The 24,289-nt window shown below is 46.6% G+C and carries 21 protein-coding genes and 4 pseudogenes; 18 read left to right on the forward strand and 7 right to left on the reverse strand.

Going from position 1 to position 24,289, the window contains the following annotated elements:
• Positions 1 to 4: 4 nt before the first annotated feature.
• The gene (map, locus tag DXE27_RS05910) at positions 5 to 841 is read right to left on the reverse strand and encodes a type I methionyl aminopeptidase (protein WP_128113282.1); all 837 of its coding nucleotides are present in this window, start codon (positions 839 to 841) and stop codon (positions 5 to 7) included.
• A 275-nt stretch (positions 842 to 1,116) separates the two neighbouring features.
• Between map and rpsB the strand changes: the two genes are divergently transcribed.
• From rpsB to DXE27_RS05990, 17 genes are all read left to right on the forward strand, one after another.
• On the forward strand, positions 1,117 to 1,866 hold the full coding sequence (gene rpsB / locus DXE27_RS05915) for a 30S ribosomal protein S2 (protein WP_071465348.1): 750 nt from the start codon (positions 1,117 to 1,119) through the stop codon (positions 1,864 to 1,866).
• Positions 1,866 to 2,750: a translation elongation factor Ts gene (gene tsf, locus DXE27_RS05920; protein ID WP_128113283.1), complete on the forward strand. Its 885-nt coding sequence runs from the start codon at positions 1,866 to 1,868 to the stop codon at positions 2,748 to 2,750. Before rpsB ends, tsf begins: the two co-directional genes overlap by 1 nt.
• A gap of 186 nt (positions 2,751 to 2,936) precedes the next feature.
• Complete coding sequence (gene pyrH / locus DXE27_RS05925) at positions 2,937 to 3,647, forward strand: UMP kinase (protein WP_128113284.1); 711 nt, start codon at positions 2,937 to 2,939, stop codon at positions 3,645 to 3,647.
• A 24-nt stretch (positions 3,648 to 3,671) separates the two neighbouring features.
• Positions 3,672 to 4,232 (forward strand): ribosome recycling factor, encoded by a 561-nt coding sequence (gene frr, locus DXE27_RS05930; RefSeq protein ID WP_128113285.1) that lies wholly within the window; start codon positions 3,672 to 3,674, stop codon positions 4,230 to 4,232.
• A gap of 25 nt (positions 4,233 to 4,257) precedes the next feature.
• Positions 4,258 to 5,031, forward strand: a complete 774-nt coding sequence (locus DXE27_RS05935; protein WP_128113286.1) for an isoprenyl transferase — start codon at positions 4,258 to 4,260, stop codon at positions 5,029 to 5,031.
• A gap of 28 nt (positions 5,032 to 5,059) precedes the next feature.
• Positions 5,060 to 5,887, forward strand: coding sequence for a phosphatidate cytidylyltransferase (locus DXE27_RS05940; protein WP_128113287.1), 828 nt, complete (start codon positions 5,060 to 5,062; stop codon positions 5,885 to 5,887).
• Positions 5,887 to 7,071 (forward strand): 1-deoxy-D-xylulose-5-phosphate reductoisomerase, encoded by a 1,185-nt coding sequence (gene ispC / locus DXE27_RS05945; RefSeq protein ID WP_128113288.1) that lies wholly within the window; start codon positions 5,887 to 5,889, stop codon positions 7,069 to 7,071. The genes DXE27_RS05940 and ispC overlap by 1 nt, the downstream gene beginning before the upstream one ends.
• On the forward strand, positions 7,059 to 7,868 hold the full coding sequence (locus DXE27_RS05950) for a site-2 protease family protein (protein ID WP_231969686.1): 810 nt from the start codon (positions 7,059 to 7,061) through the stop codon (positions 7,866 to 7,868). The genes ispC and DXE27_RS05950 overlap by 13 nt, the downstream gene beginning before the upstream one ends.
• Positions 7,868 to 8,170 carry a M50 family metallopeptidase gene (locus DXE27_RS09690; protein ID WP_231969687.1) on the forward strand — a complete coding sequence of 101 codons (303 nt, stop codon included), beginning with the start codon at positions 7,868 to 7,870 and terminating at the stop codon, positions 8,168 to 8,170. Before DXE27_RS05950 ends, DXE27_RS09690 begins: the two co-directional genes overlap by 1 nt.
• 45 nt (positions 8,171 to 8,215) lie before the next feature.
• Positions 8,216 to 10,534 carry an outer membrane protein assembly factor BamA gene (gene bamA / locus DXE27_RS05955; protein ID WP_415064467.1) on the forward strand — a complete coding sequence of 773 codons (2,319 nt, stop codon included), beginning with the start codon at positions 8,216 to 8,218 and terminating at the stop codon, positions 10,532 to 10,534.
• Positions 10,535 to 10,553: 19 nt separating this feature from the next.
• The gene (locus DXE27_RS05960; RefSeq protein ID WP_128113290.1) at positions 10,554 to 11,081 is read left to right on the forward strand and encodes an OmpH/Skp family outer membrane protein; all 528 of its coding nucleotides are present in this window, start codon (positions 10,554 to 10,556) and stop codon (positions 11,079 to 11,081) included.
• A gap of 5 nt (positions 11,082 to 11,086) precedes the next feature.
• On the forward strand, positions 11,087 to 12,154 hold the full coding sequence (gene lpxD, locus DXE27_RS05965) for a UDP-3-O-(3-hydroxymyristoyl)glucosamine N-acyltransferase (RefSeq protein ID WP_128113291.1): 1,068 nt from the start codon (positions 11,087 to 11,089) through the stop codon (positions 12,152 to 12,154).
• Between the two features lie 46 nt (positions 12,155 to 12,200).
• Entirely contained in the window at positions 12,201 to 12,650 is a 450-nt protein-coding gene (fabZ, locus tag DXE27_RS05970) for a 3-hydroxyacyl-ACP dehydratase FabZ (protein ID WP_128113292.1), read from the forward strand.
• The gene (gene lpxA, locus DXE27_RS05975) at positions 12,650 to 13,447 is read left to right on the forward strand and encodes an acyl-ACP--UDP-N-acetylglucosamine O-acyltransferase (protein ID WP_128113293.1); all 798 of its coding nucleotides are present in this window, start codon (positions 12,650 to 12,652) and stop codon (positions 13,445 to 13,447) included. The genes fabZ and lpxA overlap by 1 nt, the downstream gene beginning before the upstream one ends.
• Positions 13,407 to 14,660 (forward strand): lipid-A-disaccharide synthase, encoded by a 1,254-nt coding sequence (gene lpxB / locus DXE27_RS05980; RefSeq protein ID WP_172457116.1) that lies wholly within the window; start codon positions 13,407 to 13,409, stop codon positions 14,658 to 14,660. The genes lpxA and lpxB overlap by 41 nt, the downstream gene beginning before the upstream one ends.
• Entirely contained in the window at positions 14,657 to 15,250 is a 594-nt protein-coding gene (rnhB, locus tag DXE27_RS05985) for a ribonuclease HII (RefSeq protein WP_128113294.1), read from the forward strand. The genes lpxB and rnhB overlap by 4 nt, the downstream gene beginning before the upstream one ends.
• A 14-nt stretch (positions 15,251 to 15,264) precedes the next feature.
• Positions 15,265 to 16,089: a TrmH family RNA methyltransferase gene (locus DXE27_RS05990; protein WP_128113295.1), complete on the forward strand. Its 825-nt coding sequence runs from the start codon at positions 15,265 to 15,267 to the stop codon at positions 16,087 to 16,089.
• A gap of 18 nt (positions 16,090 to 16,107) precedes the next feature.
• Here DXE27_RS05990 and ppsR read toward each other — a convergent pair.
• Positions 16,108 to 16,937, reverse strand: a pseudogene (ppsR, locus tag DXE27_RS05995) (posphoenolpyruvate synthetase regulatory kinase/phosphorylase PpsR).
• A 177-nt stretch (positions 16,938 to 17,114) separates the two neighbouring features.
• Here ppsR and ppsA point away from each other — a divergent pair.
• Positions 17,115 to 19,445 (forward strand): annotated as a pseudogene (ppsA, locus tag DXE27_RS06000) (phosphoenolpyruvate synthase).
• Positions 19,446 to 19,515: 70 nt separating this feature from the next.
• Here the strand turns inward: ppsA and DXE27_RS06005 are convergent.
• From DXE27_RS06005 to smpB, 5 genes and pseudogenes are all read right to left on the reverse strand, one after another.
• A complete protein-coding gene (locus tag DXE27_RS06005) occupies positions 19,516 to 20,406 on the reverse strand; it encodes a proteasome-type protease (protein WP_128113296.1) in 891 nt (296 codons plus the stop codon).
• A 52-nt stretch (positions 20,407 to 20,458) separates the two neighbouring features.
• Positions 20,459 to 21,268 carry a transglutaminase family protein gene (locus DXE27_RS06010; protein ID WP_128113297.1) on the reverse strand — a complete coding sequence of 270 codons (810 nt, stop codon included), beginning with the start codon at positions 21,266 to 21,268 and terminating at the stop codon, positions 20,459 to 20,461.
• Positions 21,269 to 21,280: 12 nt separating this feature from the next.
• Positions 21,281 to 22,241: pseudogene (locus tag DXE27_RS06015) on the reverse strand (alpha-E domain-containing protein).
• Positions 22,242 to 22,267: 26 nt separating this feature from the next.
• Positions 22,268 to 23,687, reverse strand: a pseudogene (locus DXE27_RS06020) (circularly permuted type 2 ATP-grasp protein).
• Between the two features lie 132 nt (positions 23,688 to 23,819).
• Entirely contained in the window at positions 23,820 to 24,272 is a 453-nt protein-coding gene (smpB, locus tag DXE27_RS06025; protein ID WP_068321829.1) for an SsrA-binding protein SmpB, read from the reverse strand.
• Positions 24,273 to 24,289 lie beyond the last annotated feature (17 nt).

Raw genomic sequence — 24,289 nt, forward strand, 5'->3', positions numbered from 1 at the left:
GAATTTATGCGCTTGCTAGAGCGGGTCTAAAAGACAAGCCTTTGACGCAATCCGGAGGTGGGTTGCTACCTTCTGACCATGTAAGTACTTCAACACCAGTTGCGGTAACCAAAAGCGTATGTTCCCACTGAGCTGACAAGCTGCGATCTTTTGTCTTTACAGTCCACTGGTCAGGCATGGTGCGAATATCGCGCTTGCCCGCATTAATCATCGGCTCAATTGTGAATGTCATGCCGGCTTCTAGCTTTTCGCCAGTACCAGGTTTGCCATAGTGAAGAATTTGTGGATCTTGATGGAATACTTTTCCAATGCCATGACCACAATATTCACGTACCACTGAGTAGCCTGCTTTTTCTGCGTGAGTCTGAATCACGTGACCGATGTCGCCCAATGAAGCGCCCGGTCTAACTTGAGCAATGCCAAGCCACATACATTCAAAAGTAATTTGGGTAAGACGTTTTGCCATGACGGAAACTTCACCCACCATGAACATGCGGCTGGTATCGCCGTAGTAGCCATCAGGAGTAATAACAGTGATATCTAGATTCACCACATCACCAGTCTTTAAAACTTTGTCTCCTGGGATGCCGTGGCAGATCACATCATTAACTGAAGTGCAGATAGATGCCGGAAAAGGAGGGTATCCAGGAGGCTGGTAGTTCAGTGGGGCAGGAATGGTCTTTTGGACATCGCGCATGTACTCATGGCAAATCCGATCCAATTCTCCGGTAGTCACTCCCGCTTTAACGTGAGGGGCAACATGATCAAGAACTTCGCTGGCTAAGCGTCCAGCTTCGCGCATCCCAAGGATGTCTTTTTCGGCAGTAAATACACTATTCATGCCTTGATTATCAACGACTTGGAGAGTTTTGGCTCGCTAGGTTTGCCTAAATTTTAGGCAATTACCCCATTTTTAGGGCTTCTAGCTGCTATTTTGGTGGTTAGCCCCTCCGTTTGGGTGGGTGTGGACCTGGCTAGAGCATTGATATTTAAGCTATAATTTCGTTCTCAGGTCTATTTTAGATTTGAAAGGAAATCGCGAGTTGAGCCTTCCAGGGTGGCGTTTTTTAGCGCAGCTAGGACTCAACTTTAGAAACAACCCTTTTAGGAGAAGTTATGTCAGTAACTATGCGTCAAATGCTGGAAGCCGGTTGCCATTTTGGTCACCAAACTCGCTTCTGGTCCCCAAAGATGGCCCCTTTCATTTTCGGTCATCGCAACAAAATCCACATCATCAACTTGGAAAAAACATTGCCAATGTTTCAGGATGCCCTGAAATTTGCAAAACAAGTTGCTGCTAATCGTGGCACGATTTTATTTGTTGGTACTAAGCGTCAATCACGCGAGATCATTGCTGAAGAAGCTGCTCGTGCTGGTATGCCTTACATCGATAGCCGTTGGTTGGGCGGTACGCTCACCAACTTCAAAACTGTTAAAGGTTCCCTCAAGCGTTTGAAAGACATGGCAGTTGCTAAAGAAGCTGGCGATTGGGAAAAGCTTTCTAAGAAAGAAGCTTTGACTAACGACCGTGATCTCGACAAATTGCAAAAAGCGCTTGGCGGTATTCAAGATTTGAACGGCGTTCCTGATGCGATTTTCGTAGTGGACGTTGGCTATCACAAGATTGCTATTACTGAAGCTAACAAGCTTGGTATTCCAGTTATCGCTGTTGTGGATACCAACCACTCACCAGAAGGTGTTGATTACATTATCCCTGGTAACGATGACTCTAGTAAAGCAGTTCTCCTCTACGCTCGCGGTATTGCTGATGCAATCCTCGAAGGCAAAGCTAACTCAGTTCAAGAAATCTTGACAGCAGTTAAAGAGGGTGAAGAAGAGTTTGTTGAAGAAGGGAAAGCTGAATAATGGCCGCTATTACCGCTGCAATGGTTGGCGAGTTACGCGCCAAAACTGATGCTCCGATGATGGAGTGCAAAAAGGCTTTGACTGAGGCTGATGGTGATATGGCTCGTGCAGAAGAAATTCTGCGTGTAAAGCTTGGTAGCAAAGCTGGTAAAGCAGCTTCTCGTGTAACTGCTGAAGGTATTGTTGCTGCTTCTATCAATGGCACTACTGGCGCATTGCTGGAAGTGAACTGCGAAACCGATTTCGTTTCTAAGAACGATGACTTCTCGGCATTTACAGATGCGTGCGTTAAGTTGGTTGCTGAAAAGAACCCAGCTGACGTTGCTGCATTGTTGGCATTGCCAATGAATGGCCAAACTGTTGATGAAGTTCGTAGCGCATTGATCGGTAAGATCGGTGAGAACATCATGCCACGCCGCTTCAAGCGTTTTGCTGGTAGCAATAAGTTGGTTTCTTACCTCCACGGCACTCGTATTGGTGTAGTGGTTGAGTTCGAAGGTGACGACACTGCTGCTAAAGACGTAGCGATGCACATTGCCGCGATGAAGCCAGTGGCTTTGTCTATGGCTGATGTTCCTGCTGAAGCAATTGCTGTTGAGCGTAGCGTTGCTGTTCAAAAAGCTGCTGAATCTGGCAAACCACCAGAAATCGTTGAAAAGATGGTTGAAGGTTCTATTCAGAAGTACCTCAAAGAGGTTTCTTTGTTGAATCAAACTTTCGTTAAAAACGACAAGCAAACTGTTGAGCAAATGCTCAAGGCTGCAAACACAACAATCAAGGGTTTCACCATGTTTGTTGTAGGCGAGGGCATTGAGAAGCGTCAAGACGACTTTGCGGCTGAAGTAGCTGCACAAGTGGCTGCCGCCTCTAAAGCAACTGCTTAATTAGCTAGCCTGGGGCAAGCCCCAGCTGGTTGGCAATACCCAAAAGGGCATGGAAACCTTAGTTTCTGTGCCCTTTTCTTTGATCCCTCCCAAGCCCTTTATAATTTGGCTGAGATATTAAAAAGTGCTTAAAGATCAATAAGCTAAGTAAGTTAATTACTTGGCAAATTACGGAAAATAAAAAACATGCCAGCCTACAAACGAGTCCTCCTAAAACTATCTGGTGAAGCCCTTATGGGTGACGATGCTTTCGGCATCAATCCAGTCACTATTGATTCCATGGTTAAGGAAATCGCCGATGTGGTGAATAGCGGAGTGGAGTTAGCAATCGTCATTGGTGGCGGAAATATTTTCCGCGGTGTTGCCGGTGGTGCCGCAGGCATGGATCGTGCAACCGCCGATTACATGGGTATGTTGGCAACGATGATGAATTCCTTGGCGCTGCAAGATGCGTTGCGTCAAAAAGGTGTTGAGGCGCGCGTGCAGTCCGCTCTTCGCATGGATCAAGTTGTTGAGCCATATATTCGTCCGCGCGCAATTCGTGCGATGGGTGAGGGTAAGGTTGTTATTTTCGCGGCTGGCACTGGAAACCCATTCTTTACTACCGACACGGCAGCCGCTCTGCGCGGTGCTGAGATGGGTGTTGAGGTAATGCTCAAAGCAACTAAAGTTGATGGTATTTATAGCGCCGATCCAGTGAAGGATCCAACCGCTACTTTATATAAAACGATTACGTTTGATGAAGCTTTAATCAAAAATCTACAAGTCATGGATGCAACTGCATTTGCGTTGTGTCGTGATCGCAAATTACCAATCAAAGTATTTTCAATTCTCAAGCCAGGCGCATTAATGCGTGTAGTGCAAGGTGAACCTGAAGGTACTTTGGTGCACGTTTAAGGTATATGTTTAATAGGGGGCCTGATGTCTGCAGCAGAAATTAAAACCAATACTAATCAAAAGATGGAAAAGTCTCTTGAGGCTTTGAAGACCAACTTGGCGAAGATTCGCTCTGGTCGTGCCAACCCAGGAATTTTGGAGCACATTCATGTGAATTACTACGGCAACCCAACTCCATTGAGCCAGGTTGCTAGCTTGGGCCTGGCTGATGCCCGCACCATCAATGTTCAACCGTTTGAAAAGACGATGGTTGCAGCAATTGAGAAGGCAATTCGTGATTCTGACTTGGGTTTAAATCCTGCGTCACAAGGCACCGTGATTCGTGTACCAATGCCGGCTTTGACCGAGGAGCGTCGTCGCGAACTCACTAAAGTTGTTAAGAGTGAAGGTGAAGATACGAAGATTGCGGTCCGTAATTTACGCCGTGATGCTAATGAGCACCTTAAGCGCTTAACTAAAGACAAAGAAATCTCTGAAGATGATGAGCGTCGTGCAACTGACGACATTCAGAAGATGACTGATAAAGCAGTGGTAGATATCGACAAGATCATTGCTGAAAAAGAAAAAGAGATCATGACGGTTTAATACCCGATTGAATTATCAGCTTCTGATGACCAAACACTCCAGTTCAACCTTAGCCATTCCAGAGGTAAGTGCTATACCTCGCCATGTGGCAATCATCATGGACGGTAATGGACGCTGGGCAAGCAAGCGCATGATGCCTCGTGTCGCAGGGCACTCAGAAGGCTTAGGGGCTGTTCGAAAAATTGTTCAAGAATGTCGCAAGCTTGGAGTCGAGTACTTAACGGTATTTGCTTTTAGCTCAGAAAACTGGCGTCGCCCACCTGAGGAGGTGGGCTTCTTGATGAAGTTATTTTTGAAGTCTTTAAAAGGTGAGGTTTCACGCCTTGCTGAAAACGATATTGCTTTACGCTTGATTGGCGATTTAAGTCGCTTTGATAATGCGATTCAAGAGATGGTGGAGTTTTCGGAGCAAAAAACTGCGGGCTGCAAAGGTTTGACATTTACGATTGCCGCCAACTACGGGGGTCGCTGGGATATTTTGCAAGCAATGCGTCAATGCTTAGCTGCAAATCCAAATTTAAAGCCAGAGCAAGTTACCGAAGAATTGTTGCAACCCCATCTCTCAATGTCTTATGCACCTGAGCCTGATTTGTTTATTCGGACGGGTGGCGAGCAGCGCGTGAGCAATTTCTTGTTATGGCAGCTGGCTTATACAGAGTTGTATTTTACCGATGTTTTGTGGCCTGATTTCGATGAGTCCGAATTACACAAGGCGTTTGACTGGTTCAGTCAGCGCGAGCGCCGTTTTGGCCGCACCAGTGCTCAGCTTGCCTCGCAAGTCATGAGTGATGCAGTTTGATGTAGTTCGTTATTAAGTCTATTCCCCAATGCTAAAAACCCGAATTATTACCGCCTTAGTCCTTATGGCGGTGTTGTTGCCGATCTTATTTTTATTGCCTGCAATATATGTCGGCATATTTTTTCTTATCGCTTTGTTGGCAGCTGCTTGGGAGTGGAGTCGTTTATTAAATCCAGGGGCAGAGCGTGCAGCATGGTTGTACGCGCTGCTATGTCTGCTCACTATTCTGTTCTTATTGGGTATGCAAAACGCAGACTGGCAGCTTGCCTTGTTGCTCTTGGCTGTGATCTTCTGGTTCTTTATTGCACCCTTTATTTTGGCTAAAGGAATGAATCTGTCCTTGCAAAAGTTACGACCTTTTTATGTGGTGCTCGGATTAATTTTGCTTCCAGCCACATGGTTTGCTCTAGTATTTTTGCGCGAACTAGGACTTATCTTTTTACTAAGCAGCATGGCCTTAGTTTGGGTAGCAGATATTGGCGCCTACTTTGTTGGCAAGGCTATTGGCAAGCACAAGCTCGCCGTACAAATTAGCCCAGGTAAGTCGATTGAGGGCGCAATTGGTGGTTTAGTGCTTTGTTATGTTTACGCATTCTTATGTGTTTATTTCTTGCCTTTTGAATCCACGCTATTTGGTGCATGGGCCATTTGTTTTGGTTGGGTAGCCATGTTCTTGATGGTTACCGTGCTAACTGCCTTCAGTATCTTTGGTGATTTATTTGAATCTCAGCTGAAGCGTTTGGCTGGGGTAAAAGACAGCAGCAATTTATTGCCAGGCCACGGCGGCGTGTTAGATCGTGTGGATGCTTTGATACCAGCGATGCCTATTGCGGCCTTATTAGCAGGATTGGTGTAATGGCTGTGAAGCAAGTTGTCATCCTCGGATCTACTGGTTCCATTGGAGTGAACACCTTAGATGTTATTCGCAATCATCCAGATCGCTTTAAGGTTGTTGCATTAACTGCTGGTAAGCAGATAGAGAAATTAGCAGAGCAGTGCGCTGAATTTAAACCTGTCATCGCAGTTGTCTCGGACGCCAATGGCGCTGCCAGCCTCGGTAAGTTATTGCTCGAAAAACAAGTCAAGACACAAGTTCTTTATGGCCCTGATGCATTGGTTGCCGCTGTTACAGAATCGAACTGCGATACCGTTATGGCCGCCATTGTCGGCGCAGCAGGCTTAGTACCAGCCCTGGCAGCCGCAAAAGCTGGCAAGAGAGTATTGCTTGCTAACAAAGAAGCCTTAGTGATGTCTGGTGATTTATTCATGCAGGCAATGAAGCAGGGCGGCGGCGAACTGTTGCCGATTGATAGTGAGCACAATGCAATCTTTCAGTGTCTGCCAAATCAGTTTTCTAAAAACCCAAACCCAAGTTTGGGTGCTGAAGAGCTTTGGCTAACCGCTTCTGGTGGGCCATTTAGAAATACGCCGCTTGAGCAATTAGCAAACATTACTCCAGAGCAGGCATGCGCACATCCGAATTGGGTGATGGGACGCAAGATCTCGGTTGATTCAGCGACCATGATGAACAAAGGCCTTGAAGTGATTGAGGCATTCTGGTTGTTTGGCTTGTCGTTGGAAAAAATTAAAGTCTTGATTCATCCGCAAAGCGTGGTGCACTCAATGGTGCGTTATCGCGATGGTTCTGTCCTTGCGCAATTAGGCCAACCTGATATGAGAACGCCTATCGCTTATGGCCTTGCGTGGCCAGAGCGTATTGACGCTGGTGTAGCGCCATTGAGCTTGACTCAGTTAGCCGCTTTGAGCTTTTCTGAGCCGGACCTAGATCGTTTTCCTTGCCTGTCTTTGGCGTTTGCTGCTGCCAAATCGGGTGGTATTGCGCCTACCGTTCTAAATGCCGCTAACGAAGTGGCAGTCGCGGCATTTTTGGATGAAGGCTTACCTTATCTTCGCATCCCTGAAGTGGTGGAGAAGACCTTGAGTGCAATCCCGGTGGCTAATGCAGACTCGCTAGAGTTTATTTTGGACGCTGATACTCGCGCAAGAAATCTTGCTAGGGAATTTATTTGCAAGCATTGATTACACTTGCCGCCTTTATTGCCACACTCGGATTGCTAGTGAGCTTTCATGAGTTCGGACATTTTTTGGCGGCACGTTGCTGCGGAGTGCGTGTTTTAAGATTTGCCGTTGGATTTGGTAAGCCGATAGTTACTTACCATGCCAAAAATAAAACAGAGTGGGTGTTGGCCTCTATTCCGCTGGGTGGTTATGTCAAACTTTTGGATGGGCGCGATGCCCAGCAAAAAATTACCCCGGAAGAAGAATTGCAATCCTTTGATAAGAAGCCACTTTGGCAGCGCTCTCTAATTGTTGCTGCAGGCCCATTAGCCAATTTTTTCCTGGCGGTCATTTTGTTTGCAATGATTTACATGTCCGGCGCCCCTCAGTTGCCCGCGGTATTGCAGGTTCCTCCAGAAAGCTCGGTTGCAGCCAAGGTGGGATTGGTTGAGGGGGATAGGGTGATTGGGTGGCAAAAATTAGAGGCCGATTCTGATCCTGTGCACTTTTCTGGTGAATTTGACCCTGTTCCCAGTTGGAACGCCTTACGCTGGTTGCTCATAGACGCGGTTACTGCTGGCGATGGATTTTCTCTGGAAATACAGGCTCCAACAGGTGGCCGCTTTACCAAAGCCTTTCTAGTGGCCGATTTACCCCTGATGACCCCAGAAAAAGATCCCCTAATGGGGTTGGGAGTTTTGCCTAAGGCAACCCCATTCGCCGAGTGGCAGATTCTACAGTTAGGCCCATTGCAGGCCTTGTTCTACGCCTCACAGAGGAGAGGGTATGGCTTATTTCCAAGGTTTCCACCAGGCTAATGATGGGGATATTCACGGGCAAAACCTCAGTAAAGCAGTTGGGCGGCCCCCTGAGTATTGCGGAGATGGCTGGCAAGACCGCTCAAGTGGGCTGGCAACCATTTTTGGCGTTTTTAGCACTTATGAGTATTAGCATTGGACTGCTTAATTTGGCCCCTTTTCCAATGTTAGATGGGGGTCAGCTCCTGTATGATGCATGGGAGTTAGTCGCCGGTAAGGCGGATTCCGATTTCCATGCAAGAGCAGCTTCAAAAAGTGGGCTTCTTGCTGCTGATTTCCCTGTCCCTGCTGGCCTTGTTTAACGATTTACAACGCTATTTTTCGCCTTGAATTTTCTGACCTCTCCTTTGCGCATTTCCGCCCGCTTCATCACTCAGCTGGTATTGCTATTTGCTGTGGCTTTTAGCTCGAGCGTTTATTCAGCAGATTCTTTTGTTGTAAAAGATATTCGCGTAGAGGGATTGCAAAGGGTAGAGCCAGGCACTGTATTTAGTTATTTATCGGTGCAGGTTGGGGGCACTTTTACCGAGGAAAAGGGTGCCGAGGCAATCAAGGCTTTATATAGCACCGGATTCTTTAGGGACGTTCAGATTCAGGCCCAAGGAAGCGTGTTGATTGTGATCGTTGAAGAGCGACCTACGATTTCAAGAATTGAATTTACAGGGATGAAGGAATTCGACCTTGAGGTTGTGCGCAAATCTTTAAAAACAGTTGGCGTTGCTGAAGCACGTTTCTATGACAAGGCTTTGATTGACAAAGCTGAGCAAGAGTTGAAGCGCCAGTACGTAGGTAAGGGAATGTTCGCTGCTGAAGTGGTGGCTACGGTTATGCCGATTGAGCGTAATCAGGTGGCGATTTATTTCAATGTGGATGAAGGCCCCGTAGCGAAAATTCAGGAAATCAATTTTATTGGTAATGAAGTCTTTAGCGAGAGCACGCTAAAGGGTGAGATGCAGCTTAAAACAGGCGGCTGGTTATCTTGGTATAGCAAAGACAATTTGTATTCCAAGCAAAAATTAACGGCTGACTTAGAGACTATTCGCTCTTACTATCTCAATCGCGGCTATCTTGAGTTTGTGATTGAATCTACTCAGGTTTCTATTACGCCGGACAAAAAAGGCATTTACCTTACCGTCAGTATTCGAGAAGGAAAAAAATTCACCGTTAAAGAGGTGCGTTTGGCTGGTGAAACGTTAGGTAAAGAAGCTGAATTGATGCAGTTGATCACTCTAAAGCCTGGCGACACTTTTTCCTCTGCCCGCTTGACCGAGAGCACAAAGGCTATCGCTGAGATATTGGGTTCCTATGGCTATGCGTTTGCAACTATCAACCCTCAGCCTGATATTCGTCGAGACTTGGCCGAGGTAGATTTAACTTTAGTTGTTGATCCTGGCCGTCGTATCTACGTTCGACAAGTGGCGATTAGTGGTAATGCAAAGACTCGCGATATGGTGATTCGTCGTGAGATGCGTCAGTTTGAGAGCTCTTGGTTTGACAGTGAAAAAATTGATTTATCCAAAAAACGTCTGGGTCGTTTAGGTTACTTTACAGAAACCGATATCACCACAGAAGATGTTCCTGGCTCACCTGATCAGGTTGATGTAAATGTGAAGGTTACCGAGAAGCCAACTGGCGCCGTCACACTTGGTGCAGGTTTCTCTTCTACTGAAAAATTGATTTTGTCAGCAGGCGTTAATCAAGACAATGCGTTTGGTACAGGCACTGCAATTGGCTTGAATGCGTCCCTGGATAAGATCTCTCAGAATCTGACGCTCTCGAATTACGACCCATACTTCACGGAAGACGGCATTAGTCGCTATACCGATTTGTACTATCGATCATCCAAGCCGCTATACTATGTTGGCGACCCTGACTATCAAATTAAATCTGTGGGCTCAAACATCAAGTTTGGCGTTCCTTACACCGAAGTAGATCGCGTTTTCTTTGGTTCCGGCATCGAGGTATTTAGTATTTATGCGACTACTAATACGCCAGTCCCTTACCAAAACTACGTAAACAGTTTTGGCGGCACAGTGCCTGGGCGCTTACAAACTTATAACGTGCCTGTAACGGTTGGTTGGACTCGTGATGGACGCGATAGCACATTGATACCTTCCGATGGCTCTTTGCAGCAACTGTCAGGTGAGGTTGGAACCCCAGTGGGAGATCTCACTTTCTATCGTTTGTATGGGCAGTACCAAAAATATCACTCATTCTCAAAAGGAAATATTCTGTCCTTTAATGGTGAGATTGGTTATGGTGAAGCGTATGGCTCCAAGCCGTTCCCTATTACCAAGAACTACTTTGTTGGCGGTATTGGTTCTGTGCGTGGCTATGCCCCTGGATCCCTTGGGCCTCAGTACTTCAACACCATTATTGGCGCTTACCAGCCAACCGGCGGCCAGTCCAAGATTGTGAGCAACGTTGAATACACCTTCCCTGTTCCAGGTTCTGGTGTTGATAAAACCTTGCGCCTATTTACCTTCGTCGACGGTGGTAATGCGTTCGGAGGAAATATCAATCTAGTCTTAAAATATTCCTATGGATTGGGTTTATCATGGATATCACCGTTGGGGCCTTTGAAGTTTAGTTACGGCATACCGTACAAAGCTCAGCCTACGGATAATATTCAGCGTTTGCAGTTCCAAGTGGGTACAGCGTTCTAAATTGTTTAAGGAAAGTTTTATGAAGCTTTGTCAATCTTCTAAATGGATTCAAATTGGTGTTATTGCCGCTATTTCGGCAATTGCAATTCCTCAGACATTTGCGCAAGATTCAGGAACTCGAGTTGCAGTGGTGAACTCAGAAAAAGTATTTAGCGAATCTAATTTAGCTAAAGCGATGCAGACTCGCTTACAAAATGAATTTACTAAGCGTCAGAATGATTTGCGTGATAGCGCCCAAAAAATTAAATCTGCTGCAGAAAAGCTAGATCGTGATGCTGCCGTAATGAATGAAGCAGATCGCATTCGTCGTCAACGTGAATTAGCGGAGCAAGATCGCGAATTGCAACGCAAGCAACGTGAATTTACTGAGGATCTCAATCAGCGTACATTCGAAGAGCGTGCAAAAATTGCTGAGAAGGCTAATTCAGTTCTCAAGCAAATCGCCGAACAACGCAAGATTGATGTGATTGTTCAAGAGGCTGCTTACGTAAGTCCAAAGTCTGATATCACTGAAGATGTTATCAAGGCTTTAAATAGCCAGAAATAAGCTTTATGCCGACCGCCATCGAGCTGGCCGAACAGTTTCAAGCAAGCTTGGTGGGGGAGGCATCCCTCAGTTTTATTGGCTTAGCTCCGCTAGAGCGAGCTCAATCCAATCAAATCTCTTTTCTCTCAAATCTGCTGTATCGACAGCAGGCTAGCGATAGTTCTGCTGGTGCTTTGATTGTCAGCAAATCAGATTTGGCGTTTTTGCAGGCAAACCCAAGCGCTCACTCTGCGAAGCGGGTTTACTTTGTTGCCAAAAATCCCTACGCAACTTTTGCCAGAATGGCACAACACTTTGCCAAAGCGAGCGCGCCACTTTATACACCTGGGATTCATCCTAGCGTTGCAATTGACGCGAGTGCAGTTGTACCTGCTTCATGCCATATTGGCCCCTTCGTGCAAATTGGTCCAGGCGTAAAGCTGGGTGAACGAGTTTCGATCTTGGGCAATACAGCTATTGCTAAAGATGCTGTTGTCGCAAGCGATACACTGATTTATCCATCCGTTTCGATTTATCACGGCACCCAAATTGGTGAGCGCTGCATTATTCATAGCGGTGCGGTTATTGGTGCAGATGGCTTTGGCTTCGCCCCAGACTTTTCGGCAACTGGTGGTGAATGGGCCAAGATCCCACAAACAGGGCGAGTAGTGATCGGCAGTGATGTGGAAATCGGCGCATCCACCACGATTGATCGCGGAGCCATGAGTGACACGGTTATTGGGGCTGGCACAAAGATTGATAATCAGGTTCAAATTGCGCATAACGTTATTGTTGGCAATTGCTGTGTGATCGCCGGATGCGCTGCCATTTCTGGAAGTACTAAGATTGGTAACTTCTGCATCATTGGAGGCGCAGCAAATTTTGCGGGCCACCTCACTATTGCCGATAGAACGACTGTTTCGGGCAATACATCGATCATTCGCTCCATTACTGAGCCTGGGCAGCACTTTACTGGGGTCTACCCATCTATGCTCCATGGTGCCTGGGAGAAAAATGCGGCTATTTTGCGTGGCCTAGATAAAATACGTCAACGTTTACGTTTGCTGGATAAGAACAAAAATACAGAGTCCTAATACTCTGCAGTATCTAAAACTATTATTAACTTTAAGCGGGTCATATATGAGCACACCAATTGCAATCGATATCAACAAGATTCTAAAGTTGTTACCGCATCGCTACCCATTTCTATTGGTGGATCGCGTATTGGAAATCAGCCCGCGCGAGAGCATTACTGCATTAAAGAATGTGACTATGAATGAGTCATTCTTTCAAGGGCACTTCCCCGATTTTCCGGTGATGCCTGGAGTTCTGATTATTGAAGCCTTGGCTCAAACCGCCGCTTTGTTGACCTTCTCCGAAGAGCGTGCAGAGGATGCAATCTATTATTTTGCTGGAATTGATGGCGCTCGTTTTAAAAAGCCTGTTTTGCCTGGCGATCAGCTAATCATGACTGCAAAGTTAGAGCGTGGGCGTGCTGGTATTTATAAGTTTGCAGTTCAAGCCACTGTAGATGGTGAAATTGCTGCTGAAGCGAATATTACTTGTGCGGTACGTACGAAAGGCGCGTAATGACAAGGATTCATGCATCTGCTGTTGTAGATAGCAGGGCTGAACTGGCTAGTGATGTTGAAATTGGCCCATATTCTGTTATTGGTCCCAACGTCAAGATTGGCGCCGGTACAAAAGTAGGCTCGCATACTATCATTGAGGGTTACACCACAATCGGTAAGGAGAATAGTTTTGCTCACTTTGCAGCGATTGGTGGGGCACCGCAGGATATGAAATACCGCGGTGAGTCAACTCAATTAATTATTGGCGATCGCAATACGATTCGTGAGTTCACGACTATTCACATGGGTACTTCCCAAGATTTGGGTATTACGCGAATTGGTAATGACAATTGGATCATGGCTTATGTACACATCGCCCATGATTGCCAGGTTGGTAACCATACGATTTTCTCGAGCAATGCGCAAATCGCTGGCCATGTTCAGGTTGATGATTGGGCCATTATGGGTGGCATGTCAGGCGTTCACCAATTTGTTCGCATTGGTCAACACGCTATGTTGGGCGGCGCATCTGCTTTAGTACAGGATATCCCACCATTTGTAATTGCGGCTGGAGATAAAGCCTGTCCTCATGGTATTAACGTTGAGGGCTTAAAGCGTCGCGGTTTCTCAAGCGAAACAATCTCTGCTTTGCGCCAGGCTTATAAGGTCTTGTATAAGGATGGCTTGAGTTTTGAAGAGGCTAAAGTAGAAATTCAGAAAATGGTTACTGCTCATTCGGCAGATGCTGCCACTGCAGAAAAGTTAGCGCAATTCCATGACTTTATCGCCGCCTCAATCCGCGGCATCATTCGGTAACGGAATTACTTTGCCAAAGTTAGCTTGTGTAGCAGGTGAACCTTCTGGCGACCTACTAGCTGCGCCAGTACTTAGCGCATTAAATCAAATACCGGATATGGCCGGTCTCGAGGTTTATGGAATCGGTGGCCCTCGTATGCAGGCCGAAGGAATGCGCTCAGATTGGCCGATGGAAACCTTAAGTGTCCGTGGTTATGTTGAGGCTATTAAACAGCTTCCAGCTATTTTGAAGCTACGCAAAGGGCTAATTCAAAATCTCCTGCATGAAGGTCGTCCAGATGTTTATTTGGGGGTTGATGCGCCTGACTTTAATTTGGGTGTTGAGTTGCAGTTGCGTAAGGCAGGTATTCCCACTCTGCATTTGGTGTCCCCCTCAATCTGGGCTTGGCGAGCAGGACGGATCAAGAAGATCTCACAAGCAGTCGAGCGCATGCTCTGTATCTTCCCCTTTGAGACTGAGATTTATGACCGTGCTGGTGTTGCCTCAACTTATGTAGGGCACCCATTAGCGAGTGATATACCCTTAGAGCCAGACACGCAGGGTGCCAGAGAAAAGATTGCTAAAGTGCTGCATAAAGGCGACTCCTTTGATGGGGTTGTAGTTGCTGTTTTGCCGGGAAGTCGTGGCTCAGAGATTGAGTTGATTGCACCAGTCTTTTTTGAAACGATGCTCTTGTTGGCAGAACGATATAAAGGGCAAAAGCTCCACTTTTTAGTTCCGATAGCGACGCCGCGTCTGCGCGAACCCCTTGAGCAACTTTTACTAAATACAAAAAATCTAAATGCGGATATTCAGATTCATTTGCTAGCTGGTATGGCTGATGAAGTGCTAGAGGCATCTGATGTGGTCCTCATTGCTAGTGGTACCGCAACCTTGCAGGCTGCTTTATGGAAAAAGCCGATGGTAATTTCTTATAAGGTTCCCTGGTTGACTGCTCAAATCATGAAACGTCAAGGCTATTTGCCTTACGTAGGTTTACCAAATATTTTATGCGGTGAGTTTGTTGTGCCAGAACTCCTTCAGGATGACGCTACACCAGAAAAATTGGCTAATGCTGTGCAGGCTTGGTTGGAACACCCAACTAAGGTTGCAGGCCTAAAAGAGCGCTTTGCGCAGATGCATGAAACACTTCGTCGTCCTACTGGTTTATTGGTTGCGCAAGCGGTCGCTCAAACGATTGAAAGTGTTCGAAGTAAGCGAGTTGCTTCATGAGCTTCATTTGGGTCTGCGGTGTTGATGAGGCTGGGCGTGGGCCGTTAGTTGGCGCGGTCGTTGCAGGCGCTGTAGTACTTGATCCAAGTAATCCCATCGAGGGCCTCAAAGATTCTAAGAAGTTAACTGCTGCTCGCCGAGAATATCTCTATGAGCAAATCATGCAAAAGGCAAAGGCTTGGGGTGTTGGTGAAGCCAGCCCGGCGGAGATTGATCAGATCAATATCTTGCAGGCCACTATGTTGGCAATGCGTCGCGCCATTGAGGACTTATCAATTCGTTTGGGCGCTTGGCCCGAGAAAGCCTTGATAGACGGCAATCGCTGTCCTGAATTGCCAATCCCTGCAGAGGCAATTGTGAAAGGTGATTCTAAAGAACCTGCAATTTCTGCGGCATCGATTGTCGCTAAGGTGACGCGTGATCATCAAATGATGGCACTACACGAGCGTCATCCAGAATATGGGTTTGCGCGACATATGGGATACCCAACCGAAGCTCATTTCGCAGCACTGAAGCAGTACGGTGTATGTGATCAACATAGGCGAAGTTTTTCGCCAGTACGTAAAGCACTTGAATCCACTGCAAGCTAAGTTGCGAATTAGTTATGAACTTTGACATCATCACCTCTAAAGAGAATCCTTTATTTAAAGAGATTCGCCTTTTACAGGCTACCGGCTCGAAAGGGCGGAAAGCTAGACTTGCAAGCGGCCAGGCGTTGCTGGAAGGCATCCACCTGGTACAAACCTGGGTGGGTGACCCCGGCTTAAAGATGTTACTCACCTCGGAAGTTGGCCTAAAAAATGTAGAGATTTCTGAAGCGGTTTACTCGCATATTGAAATCTGTCCCGATACCAAGGTATTTCAGTTGGATAGCACGCTATGGGATCTATTGAGTGACTTGGTGAATGCGCCACATATTGCTGGCTTGCTCGATTTGCCCAAGTCCACGCTCACTCCGCCGCAATCCATTGCTGCTTTAGATGGGGATGTCGTAATTTTGGATCGAGTGCAAGATGCGGGCAATGTGGGATCTATATTGCGTACTGCGGCAGCAGCAGGTTTTACAAAAGTAATCGCTTTATCGGGATGTGCGCATCTATGGTCTACCAAAGTTTTACGAGCTGGCATGGGCGCTCATCGCCTGCTGGATTTGTATGAAGGCTGGTCCAATCAGCAGGTATTGAGTGCTGTTACCGCTCCTTTGATGGCCGCTACAGCTGATGCTGAGCAAGACCTCTTCTCGCTGAAAAAAGAGTTATTGCATCCTGTTGCGTGGGTGATGGGTAGCGAAGGGCAAGGCGTATCCGAAGACCTCCTAGCCCAAGCAAAAGGTGTGTCTATTCCGATTGATCCACGCGTGGAATCGCTTAATGTATCTACAGCAGCAGCAGTTTGTCTATTTGAGACGCTGCGAGTCAGACGTAGTTAGCAATCCATGAGGGGCTAATTAGCCCAGTATGGTCTTGTCTGACTTGATTGCTTGCAGCACGGTGGTAGCAATCTCTTCAATGGACTTGCTAGTTGTTAGCACCCAGGGAATAGACTGCTTTTTCATCATGGCCGTCGCTTCATTGATTTCGTAACGGCAGTTTTCTAATTTGGCGTAATTGCTGCCAGGTCTACGTTCATTGCGTATCTCGGACAAGCGTTCAGCATCAATCATCAAACCAAAAATCTTTTGTCGATAAGGGACTAGGTCCTTAGGTAGCTGACCGCGTTCAAAGTCCTCCGGAATGAGTGGGTAGTTGGCAGCCTTCAATCCATACTGCATTGCAAGATACAAACTCGTCGGAGTTTTTCCAACCCGCGAGATGCCAATCAAGATGACATCGGCTTCGGCCAAATTTTGATTGGATTGACCGTCATCGTGAGCTAATGAGTAATTTATTGCTTTAATTCGATTCTTATAGGCTTCGGTATCCGCATTGTGGTGAAGACGGTTCATGGCATGAGTCGATTTCATGCCCAAAGCTGCCTCTAGTGGGGCCACAAAGGTTTGGAACATATCCAGGATGAGGCCATTAGCCTTCCCAACAATGGAATTGAGCTCGGCATTCACCAAAGTGGTGAAAACAATCGGTTGCACCTCATATTTATTAAAGGCCTGGTTAATGCTGCTAACAGCTTCATGGGCTTTTATCAGCGGCTATCCACAAAAGGGATGCGAATGTGCTTAAAAGTGGCCTCAAATTGGGCCAAAATCGACTGGCTGAAGTTCTCGGCAGTAATGCCGGTGCCGTCAGAGACGATAAAAACAATGCGGGTTTCGTTGGACATGGATTTGGCTCAAAAGTCAGGGTCAGCACTACAATAGAATCATATTAAAGCATGGCCCATTTGAGGTGCCCGCTACACCAGTTTCCTTATCTTTTGAGAGTATTTTATGTCCAACCAACAGCAACAAAATAGCAACATTGCAGATGCCTATGTATATTGCCTTTTGAGCAACTCCGTATGACTGATGTCGAATCAGTCGGCGGTAAGAATGCTTCTTTAGGTGAAATGATTTCTCAGTTAGCTTCAACCGGTGTTCGTGTACCGACTGGTTTTGCTACTACCGCATTGGCATTCCGTGACTTTCTAAAACACAATAACTTGACTGAGCGTATTCAACAGCGCTCTTAGAGGGTTTGAATATTGATGATGTGCGTGCACTTGCTCAAACTGGTGCCGAGATTCGTAATTGGATTGAAACTGCTCCATTTCAGCCAAAACTGGATGAAGAGATTCGCAAGGCATTTGCAGTTTTAGATGACTCAGGAAAAGGCTCTTTTGCTGTACGTTCATCCGCTACTGCTGAAGACTTGCCAGACGCTTCATTTGCTGGCCAGCAAGAAACTTTCTCGAACGTCGAGGGTATTGATGATGTTCTCAAGAAAATCCGTGAAGTGTTTGCTTCTTTGTACAACGATCGCGCAATCTCCTACCGTGTTCATAAGGGCTTTGCCCATGCTGAAGTAGCCTTATCTGCCGGTATTCAGCGCATGGTGCGTTCTGATTTGGGCGCTGCTGGCGTAATGTTTACGCTCGATACTGAGTCTGGATTTGAGGATGTGGTTTTCATTACCTCAAGCTATGGCTTGGGCGAGACTGTTGTGCAGGGCGCCGTGAATCCTGACGAGTTTTATGTTTTTAAAACTACCTTAGCCAAAGATAAAAAGGCAATCATTCGCCGCTCTTTGGGTTCTAAGTTAATTCAGATGCAATTTGCCCCTAAGGGCTCGGCTGAAAAAGTGCAAACAGTAGACGTATCCCCAGAAAAACGTAATCGCTTTTCTTTGGAAGATGCGGATATTACTGAGTTGGCTAAATATGCTGTGATCATTGAAAAGCACTACGGTCGTCCAATGGATATCGAGTGGGGAAAAGATGGCCGCATTTATATTCTCCAGGCACGCCCTGAGACTGTGAAGAGTCAAGCAGCCGGTCAAGTGGAAATGCGTTACAAGTTAAAAGGTAGCTCAAAAGTATTGACAAAAGGCCGTGCGATTGGCCAGAAGATCGGGGCAGGCCCCGTACGCATTATTCGTGATCCAAGCGAAATGGACCGTGTTCAGCCAGGCGATGTATTGGTTGCCGACATGACTGACCTGAACTGGGAACAAGTAATGAAGCGCGCCTCTGCAATTGTGACTAACCGTGGCGGTCGTACTTGTCACGCAAGCGATTATTGCGCGTGAACTTGGCGTGCCAGCAGTTGTTGGTTGCGGTGATGCTACGGAGCACTTGCAAGACGGCATGATGGTGACTGTTTCTTGTGCCGAAGGCGATGAGGGTCATATTTACGATGGCTTGATTGAAACTGAAGTAACCGAAGTATCTCGCGGTGTCTTGCCAGAGATTCCAGTGAAGATCACCATGAATATTGGTAATCCTCAGTTGGCATTTGATTTCTGTCAGATCCCGAATGCCGGCGTAGGTTTAGCCCGTCTCGAGTTCATTATCAATAACTACATCGGCGTACATCCGCGTGCAGTATTGGAATATCCAAACATTGATCCAGATCTCAAACGTGCAGTTGAAAGTGTTGCGCGTGGCTATGCTAGCCCCCGTCAGTTCTACGAAGATAAATTGGTTGAGGGCGTAGCCACAATTGCAGCCGCCTTCTATCCAAAGCCAGTCATTGTGCGTTTGTCCGACTTTAAGTCGAACGAATACAAGAAGTTGATTGGTGGATCACGTTATGAGCCTGATGAAGAAAACCCAATGCTGGGCTTCCGCGGCGCATCACGCTATGTATCTGAAGATTTCGGCGAAGCTTTTGCATTAGAGTGCGCCGCAATGAAGCGTGTACGCGAAGACATGGGCTTGGACAACGTAGAAATCATGGTTCCATTTGTGCGTACGATAAATCAAGCTAAGCGCGTGATCGATATGATGGAGAAGTTTGGCCTCAAACGTGGCGTGAATGGCTTGCGTCTGATCATGATGTGCGAGATTCCATCAAATGCAATTTTGGCTGATCAATTCCTTGAGTACTTTGATGGCTTCTCAATTGGCTCTAACGATATGACCCAGCTTACTCTTGGTCTTGATCGTGACTCCGGTATGGAGTTGCTGGCAATTGACTTTGATGAGCGCGATCCAGCGGTAGAGTTCATGATTGCTCGCTCTATCGATGCTTGCCGCAAGCAAAATAAATACGTTGGTATTTGTGGTCAGGGTCCTTCAGATCATCCAGACTTTGCGCGTTGGTTGGTTGAGAAAGGTATTACTTCAATCTCATTAAATCCAGATAGCGTAGTAGCTACATGGGAGATGTTGGGGAAGAACTTAAAAGCCTAACTTCAGAAAATTAAACTAGAAGTAAAAAGGCCTAGAGAAATCTAGGCCTTTTTGTTTGGAGCTTGGCAGTTTATTTTGCCTTCGCTTTTGTGCTGGCTTTTTTGACGAGCTTCTTGACTGCACGAGCTGGAGCAGCCTTCTTCGCGTTGCTAGGTTTAGGCTTAGATGGCTGACGATGCAGTGGTACTGCCCCCATCTTTCTTGCTGGCGCAGAAATTGCGCTCGACTTATTTGCGCCACTCCAGCTTGGCTCAGAGATAGAGTTAAACGCAGCGCGGAGCTTTTCACCCCATAACTGGTGAATCATTTGGAAGTAGGGATTCGACTCATCCATAGTCACCAGCTTGTCAGCTCTCAAGGAGTTCTTTTCATAAACCAGTAAATCCAGTGGCAGGCCAACAGAAATATTACTGTTCAGGGTTGAATCCATGGAGATCAAAGCGCACTTCGTTGCTAGATTGAGCGACGTATTGAAGTTCAGTACGCGATCTAGAATGGGTTTGCCATACTTTGATTCGCCGATCTGGAAATAGCAGGTCTCAGGAGTGGCTTCGATAAAGTTGCCGGCTGAGTAGATGTTAAATAGACGAGGTCTTTCGCCTTTTACTTGGCCGCCGAAAATGAGATTGCAGTTGAAATCAATGCCAGCTTTTTCAAGGGCCTTGTGGTCACGTTCGTAAACCTGCTTGATGGCATCGCCGATGACAACTGCGGCATCATGGGAGCTCTCTGCTGTCCAGAGATTCATGCCATTGAGTAATTGACCTTGCAGAAGAATTTCTTTGACAGCTTGAGTGATTGCCAAATTACCAGCGCTCATTAAAACAAAGAAACGATCCTTATCTTTCTGAAACAAGGTCATTTTTCTGAAGGTGCCGATTTGATCCACGCCTGCATTAGTGCGGCTGTCTGATAAAAATACAAGACCATCTTTAAGGCAAAGCCCAACGCAATACGTCATTCCCAAATCCTCTTCATTATTTCTTAAGATTATCTCTTAAATAGAGGCGAGCCTAGGCTAGTTGCCGAATGGAGATTGTGGCGCTAAGCTCTTCGCCCMCGCCCCCGCCCCCGCCCCCGGTGCGAACACCCTTTACCGGGGCTGCAGAGTAGTAATCGCGACCAATAGCCAGCCTAATGTGCCTTGAATCAATTAGGCAGGCGTGAGTAATGTCGACACTTGTCCAGATGCCCTTATCAATGTCGCTACAGAAATCAATCCAGGCATGACTCGTAAGATTAGGGGATTCTTCGGCAAAGAAATAGCCACTGACATAGCGAGCTGGTATTCCAGAGGCACGGCATAGGCTCAGCATAATGTGAGCGTGATCTTGGCAAACCCCAGATTTCATGGCAAAGGATTGGGCGGCAGTGGTGGCAAAGTTAGTCTGCCCTGGGGTGCAGACAATTAAGCCTTGAACCGCCTCAGCGAGCTTAAGTACTTGATCAACTGAATTTTTCTTTGGCAAGCCGTAAGAGAAATACTCCAACATTTCTTCCGTTGGTTCGGTTAAGTTGGTTTGTTGCAAAAGATAGTAGGGCGAAACTGCCTTAGCATCATCGATAAACTCAAAAGCATCTTGGGTGTGAGCCTCACCTTCGGCTTCAATCATCATCGAGGTGTAGGGGCTCTCTTGGACAAAGACGCTGCACAGATTGCCAAAGCTATCCCATGAATTGGATGCTTTGATGGGGGTGCTGATTTTCCATTTATCGATTTCCTGTCCGGCAACCGTCTGCGGTGTTAAGCGCAACTCTTGAATAGAGTAGCGCACCGGCGTTTCATAGCGATACTCAGTACGATGGCGAATTTTAAGATGCATATATAAGGTTTCTTAGGCAACAGCCAATGGTATGAGGTAGGCGTTACTAAATTCATCGGCCACATGGCTAATGCGCTCCAAGAAGCTTTCAATAAACTCTTCCAGACCTTGTTCAAATACCTCGTCGATGTCAGAATAATCGAGGCTTGCCTTGAGCTTGCCAAGCAAGCGCCCAATTTCCTTGGATTGCTGGTTCTTCACTTCTGAGATCAAAGGAATCAATTCATTCACGCAGCATTTGCTTATTAAAGATCAGTAGTTGAGCTACTTGCTTTGGTGTTACTTGATCGGAATAGATTTGGCGATAGATTTCAAATGCTGAAACTGAGCGCAGTAAAGCGGCCCAGTGATAGAAATCAAAGAAGTTGCCGTCAGTGCCATCTTCGGAAGTCTTCTTTGCACCCAGATCATTCAACGCGGCTTGATCTTCATACTTAGTTTGCAGAATACGTGCCGTATTGTCAGCGGGCTCTAATAGAGTCCCTACGCTAATAAAGTAAAAGGCTTCATTCTTGAGCATTGTTCCATAGAGAACACCTCTGAAAAGATGGCAGCGGTGCTTTACCCATTCTAGCAATCTGCTAGGGTCGGCTTGATGACGCGCCTCTAAGATGCGCTGCAACTCAAGCCAAGTAGTGTTTTGTGTTTCCTACACCTTAGACGTAATCTTTCCGCGGATGACGCGCGCATTTTCGCGAGCGGCATATAAGCACGAAACAATGCTTGAGGGATTGCTGGTTTCATAAATCATGAAATCCAAAACATTTTCACGATTGATTACGTCATATTTACTGAGGAATGCTTCTTCTAGCTTAGAAATCGTCAGCAATTTTTTCCAGCTCTGCTCTAAAAACTCTGCTGGCTGAGGAAGTAGGGATGTTTGATGGTTGACGTCGAGCATGCGGGCAGTATTTTCTACGCGCTCGGTGTAACGGGCCATCCAGTAAAGACAATCAGCGGTACGACTTAACATTTTCTCTAGTTCCTCTTACTCTTCTCTCACTCTTCCAATACCCGGGTATCTTTAGTTCCACCGCCTTGAGAGGAGTTCACCACTAAAGAGCCTTCTTTGAGTGCAACCCTAGTTAGCCCGCCCGGCACCATCTTGATGGTTTTGCCAGAGAGCACAAAGGGTCTTAAGTCAATGTGCCTTGGTGCAATACCAGACTCAACAAAGGTAGGGCAAGTGGAGAGCGCTAATGTAGGCTGTGCAATATATTTATCTGGATTGGCAATGAGATGAGTTCTAAATTCTTCAATCTCTGCTTTGGTGGATGCTGGGCCAACCAACATGCCATATGCCATAGCCGCCAGCGCCATGCGTAAGCTTTACTACTAACTTTTCCAAATTGGCCAAGGTGTATGCCAAGTCATCGGTCTTGCGACATTGAAATGTGGGAACGTTGTTCAGAATTGGCTTTTCACCAAGATAAAACTCAATCATCTCGGGAACGTATGGGTAGATTGACTTGCCATCAGCGATACCGGTGCCAATCGCATTCGCTAAAGTGACATTGCCTGCGCGATGTGCCGATAGTAGCCCAGCAACACCAAGAGTGGAATCTGAGCGGAATGCCAAGGGATCCAAAAAGTCATCATCGACGCGGCGATAAATTACATCTACTCTTTCAGGGCCCTGGGTGGTACGCATAAAGACTTGCTCGTTCTTAACAAACAAGTCCTTTCCTTCAACCAGCTCTACACCCATCTGTTGTGCGAGATAGCTATGCTCAAAGTATGCGGAGTTATACATGCCAGGCGTGAGCACAACCACGTTTGGTTTTTTAACATCGTCCGGTTTAACGGATTTGAGGCATTCCAATAAAAGATCGGGGTAGTGCTCTACAGGAGCAATGCGATATTTTTGGAAGAGATCAGGGAAGAGGCGCATCATCATCTTGTGGTCTTCAACCATGTAAGACACGCCAGAAGGAACACGTAAGTTATCTTCTAATACATAGAATTCACCTTCGCCGGCGCGCACGATGTCGATGCCTGCAATTTGCGCATAGATGTCGCGCGGCACGCTAACGTTGCGCATCTCTGGGCGATATTGCGCATTGTTATAGATCTGTTCAGCAGGAACAATGCCTGCTTTGATAATTTCTTCGTCGTGATACACGTCGTAGATGAAGCGGTTAAGTGCCTTGACGCGTTGACGTAGTCCTGCCTCGAGTTGTTCCCATTCTTTGGCGGTAAATATGCGAGGCACTTGATCGAATGGAATGGTTCTTTCGGACCCTAGATCATCGCCGTAGGCTGCGAAGGTAATGCCAACGCGTCTAAAGATGAGGTCGGCTTCGGCACGCTTGAGACCGATCAGGGTATCGGATTGCTGCTTTAACCAATTGTGGAAAATTTGGTAGTGGGGACGCGCTTTGCCAGCGGCGTCGAGCATTTCGTCAAAAGGCAATTTCATAGCTATAAAACTAATGCCTTTAAAAGGATTGGATTTTGGGATTTGAAGCGGCTTGGTGCTGATTTGCACTATAAAAGTGCATAAATGCTCAAATATTAGCCTCAAGGCCAGTCTACCCCAATTTTTGGGGAATTAAGCGTTTAAATCGCCTCTAGCGATGCGACCTTTTTGTACTTCCCATTCGCGCTCTTTGGTTGCTGCGCGCTTGTCATGCTGTTTTTTTCCTCTAGCTAAGCCGATTTCACACTTCACATTCCCTTTGGAGAAGTGCAGGTTGAGTGGTACCAAGGTGTAACCCTTTTGCTCCACTTTACCAATCAGCTTGCGGATCTCAATGGCATTGAGCAGGAGTTTTCTAGTGCGAGTGTTGTCTGGAACGATATGGGTAGAGGCTGAGAGCAGAGGGGTAATGTGGCAACCAATCAGAAATAGCTCCGCCTTGCGAATGACGACATACGCTTCTTTAATGTGCACGCGACCTGCGCGGATGGCTTTAACTTCCCAGCCTTCCAGCACAAGCCCTGCCTCGAAGCGTTCCTCGATAAAATAATCAAAGAAAGCTTTTTTGTTATCGACGATACTCATATTTTCTCAAGATCGAT

Source organism: Polynucleobacter necessarius, from assembly GCF_900096755.1.
Classification (GTDB): domain Bacteria; phylum Pseudomonadota; class Gammaproteobacteria; order Burkholderiales; family Burkholderiaceae; genus Polynucleobacter; species Polynucleobacter necessarius_K.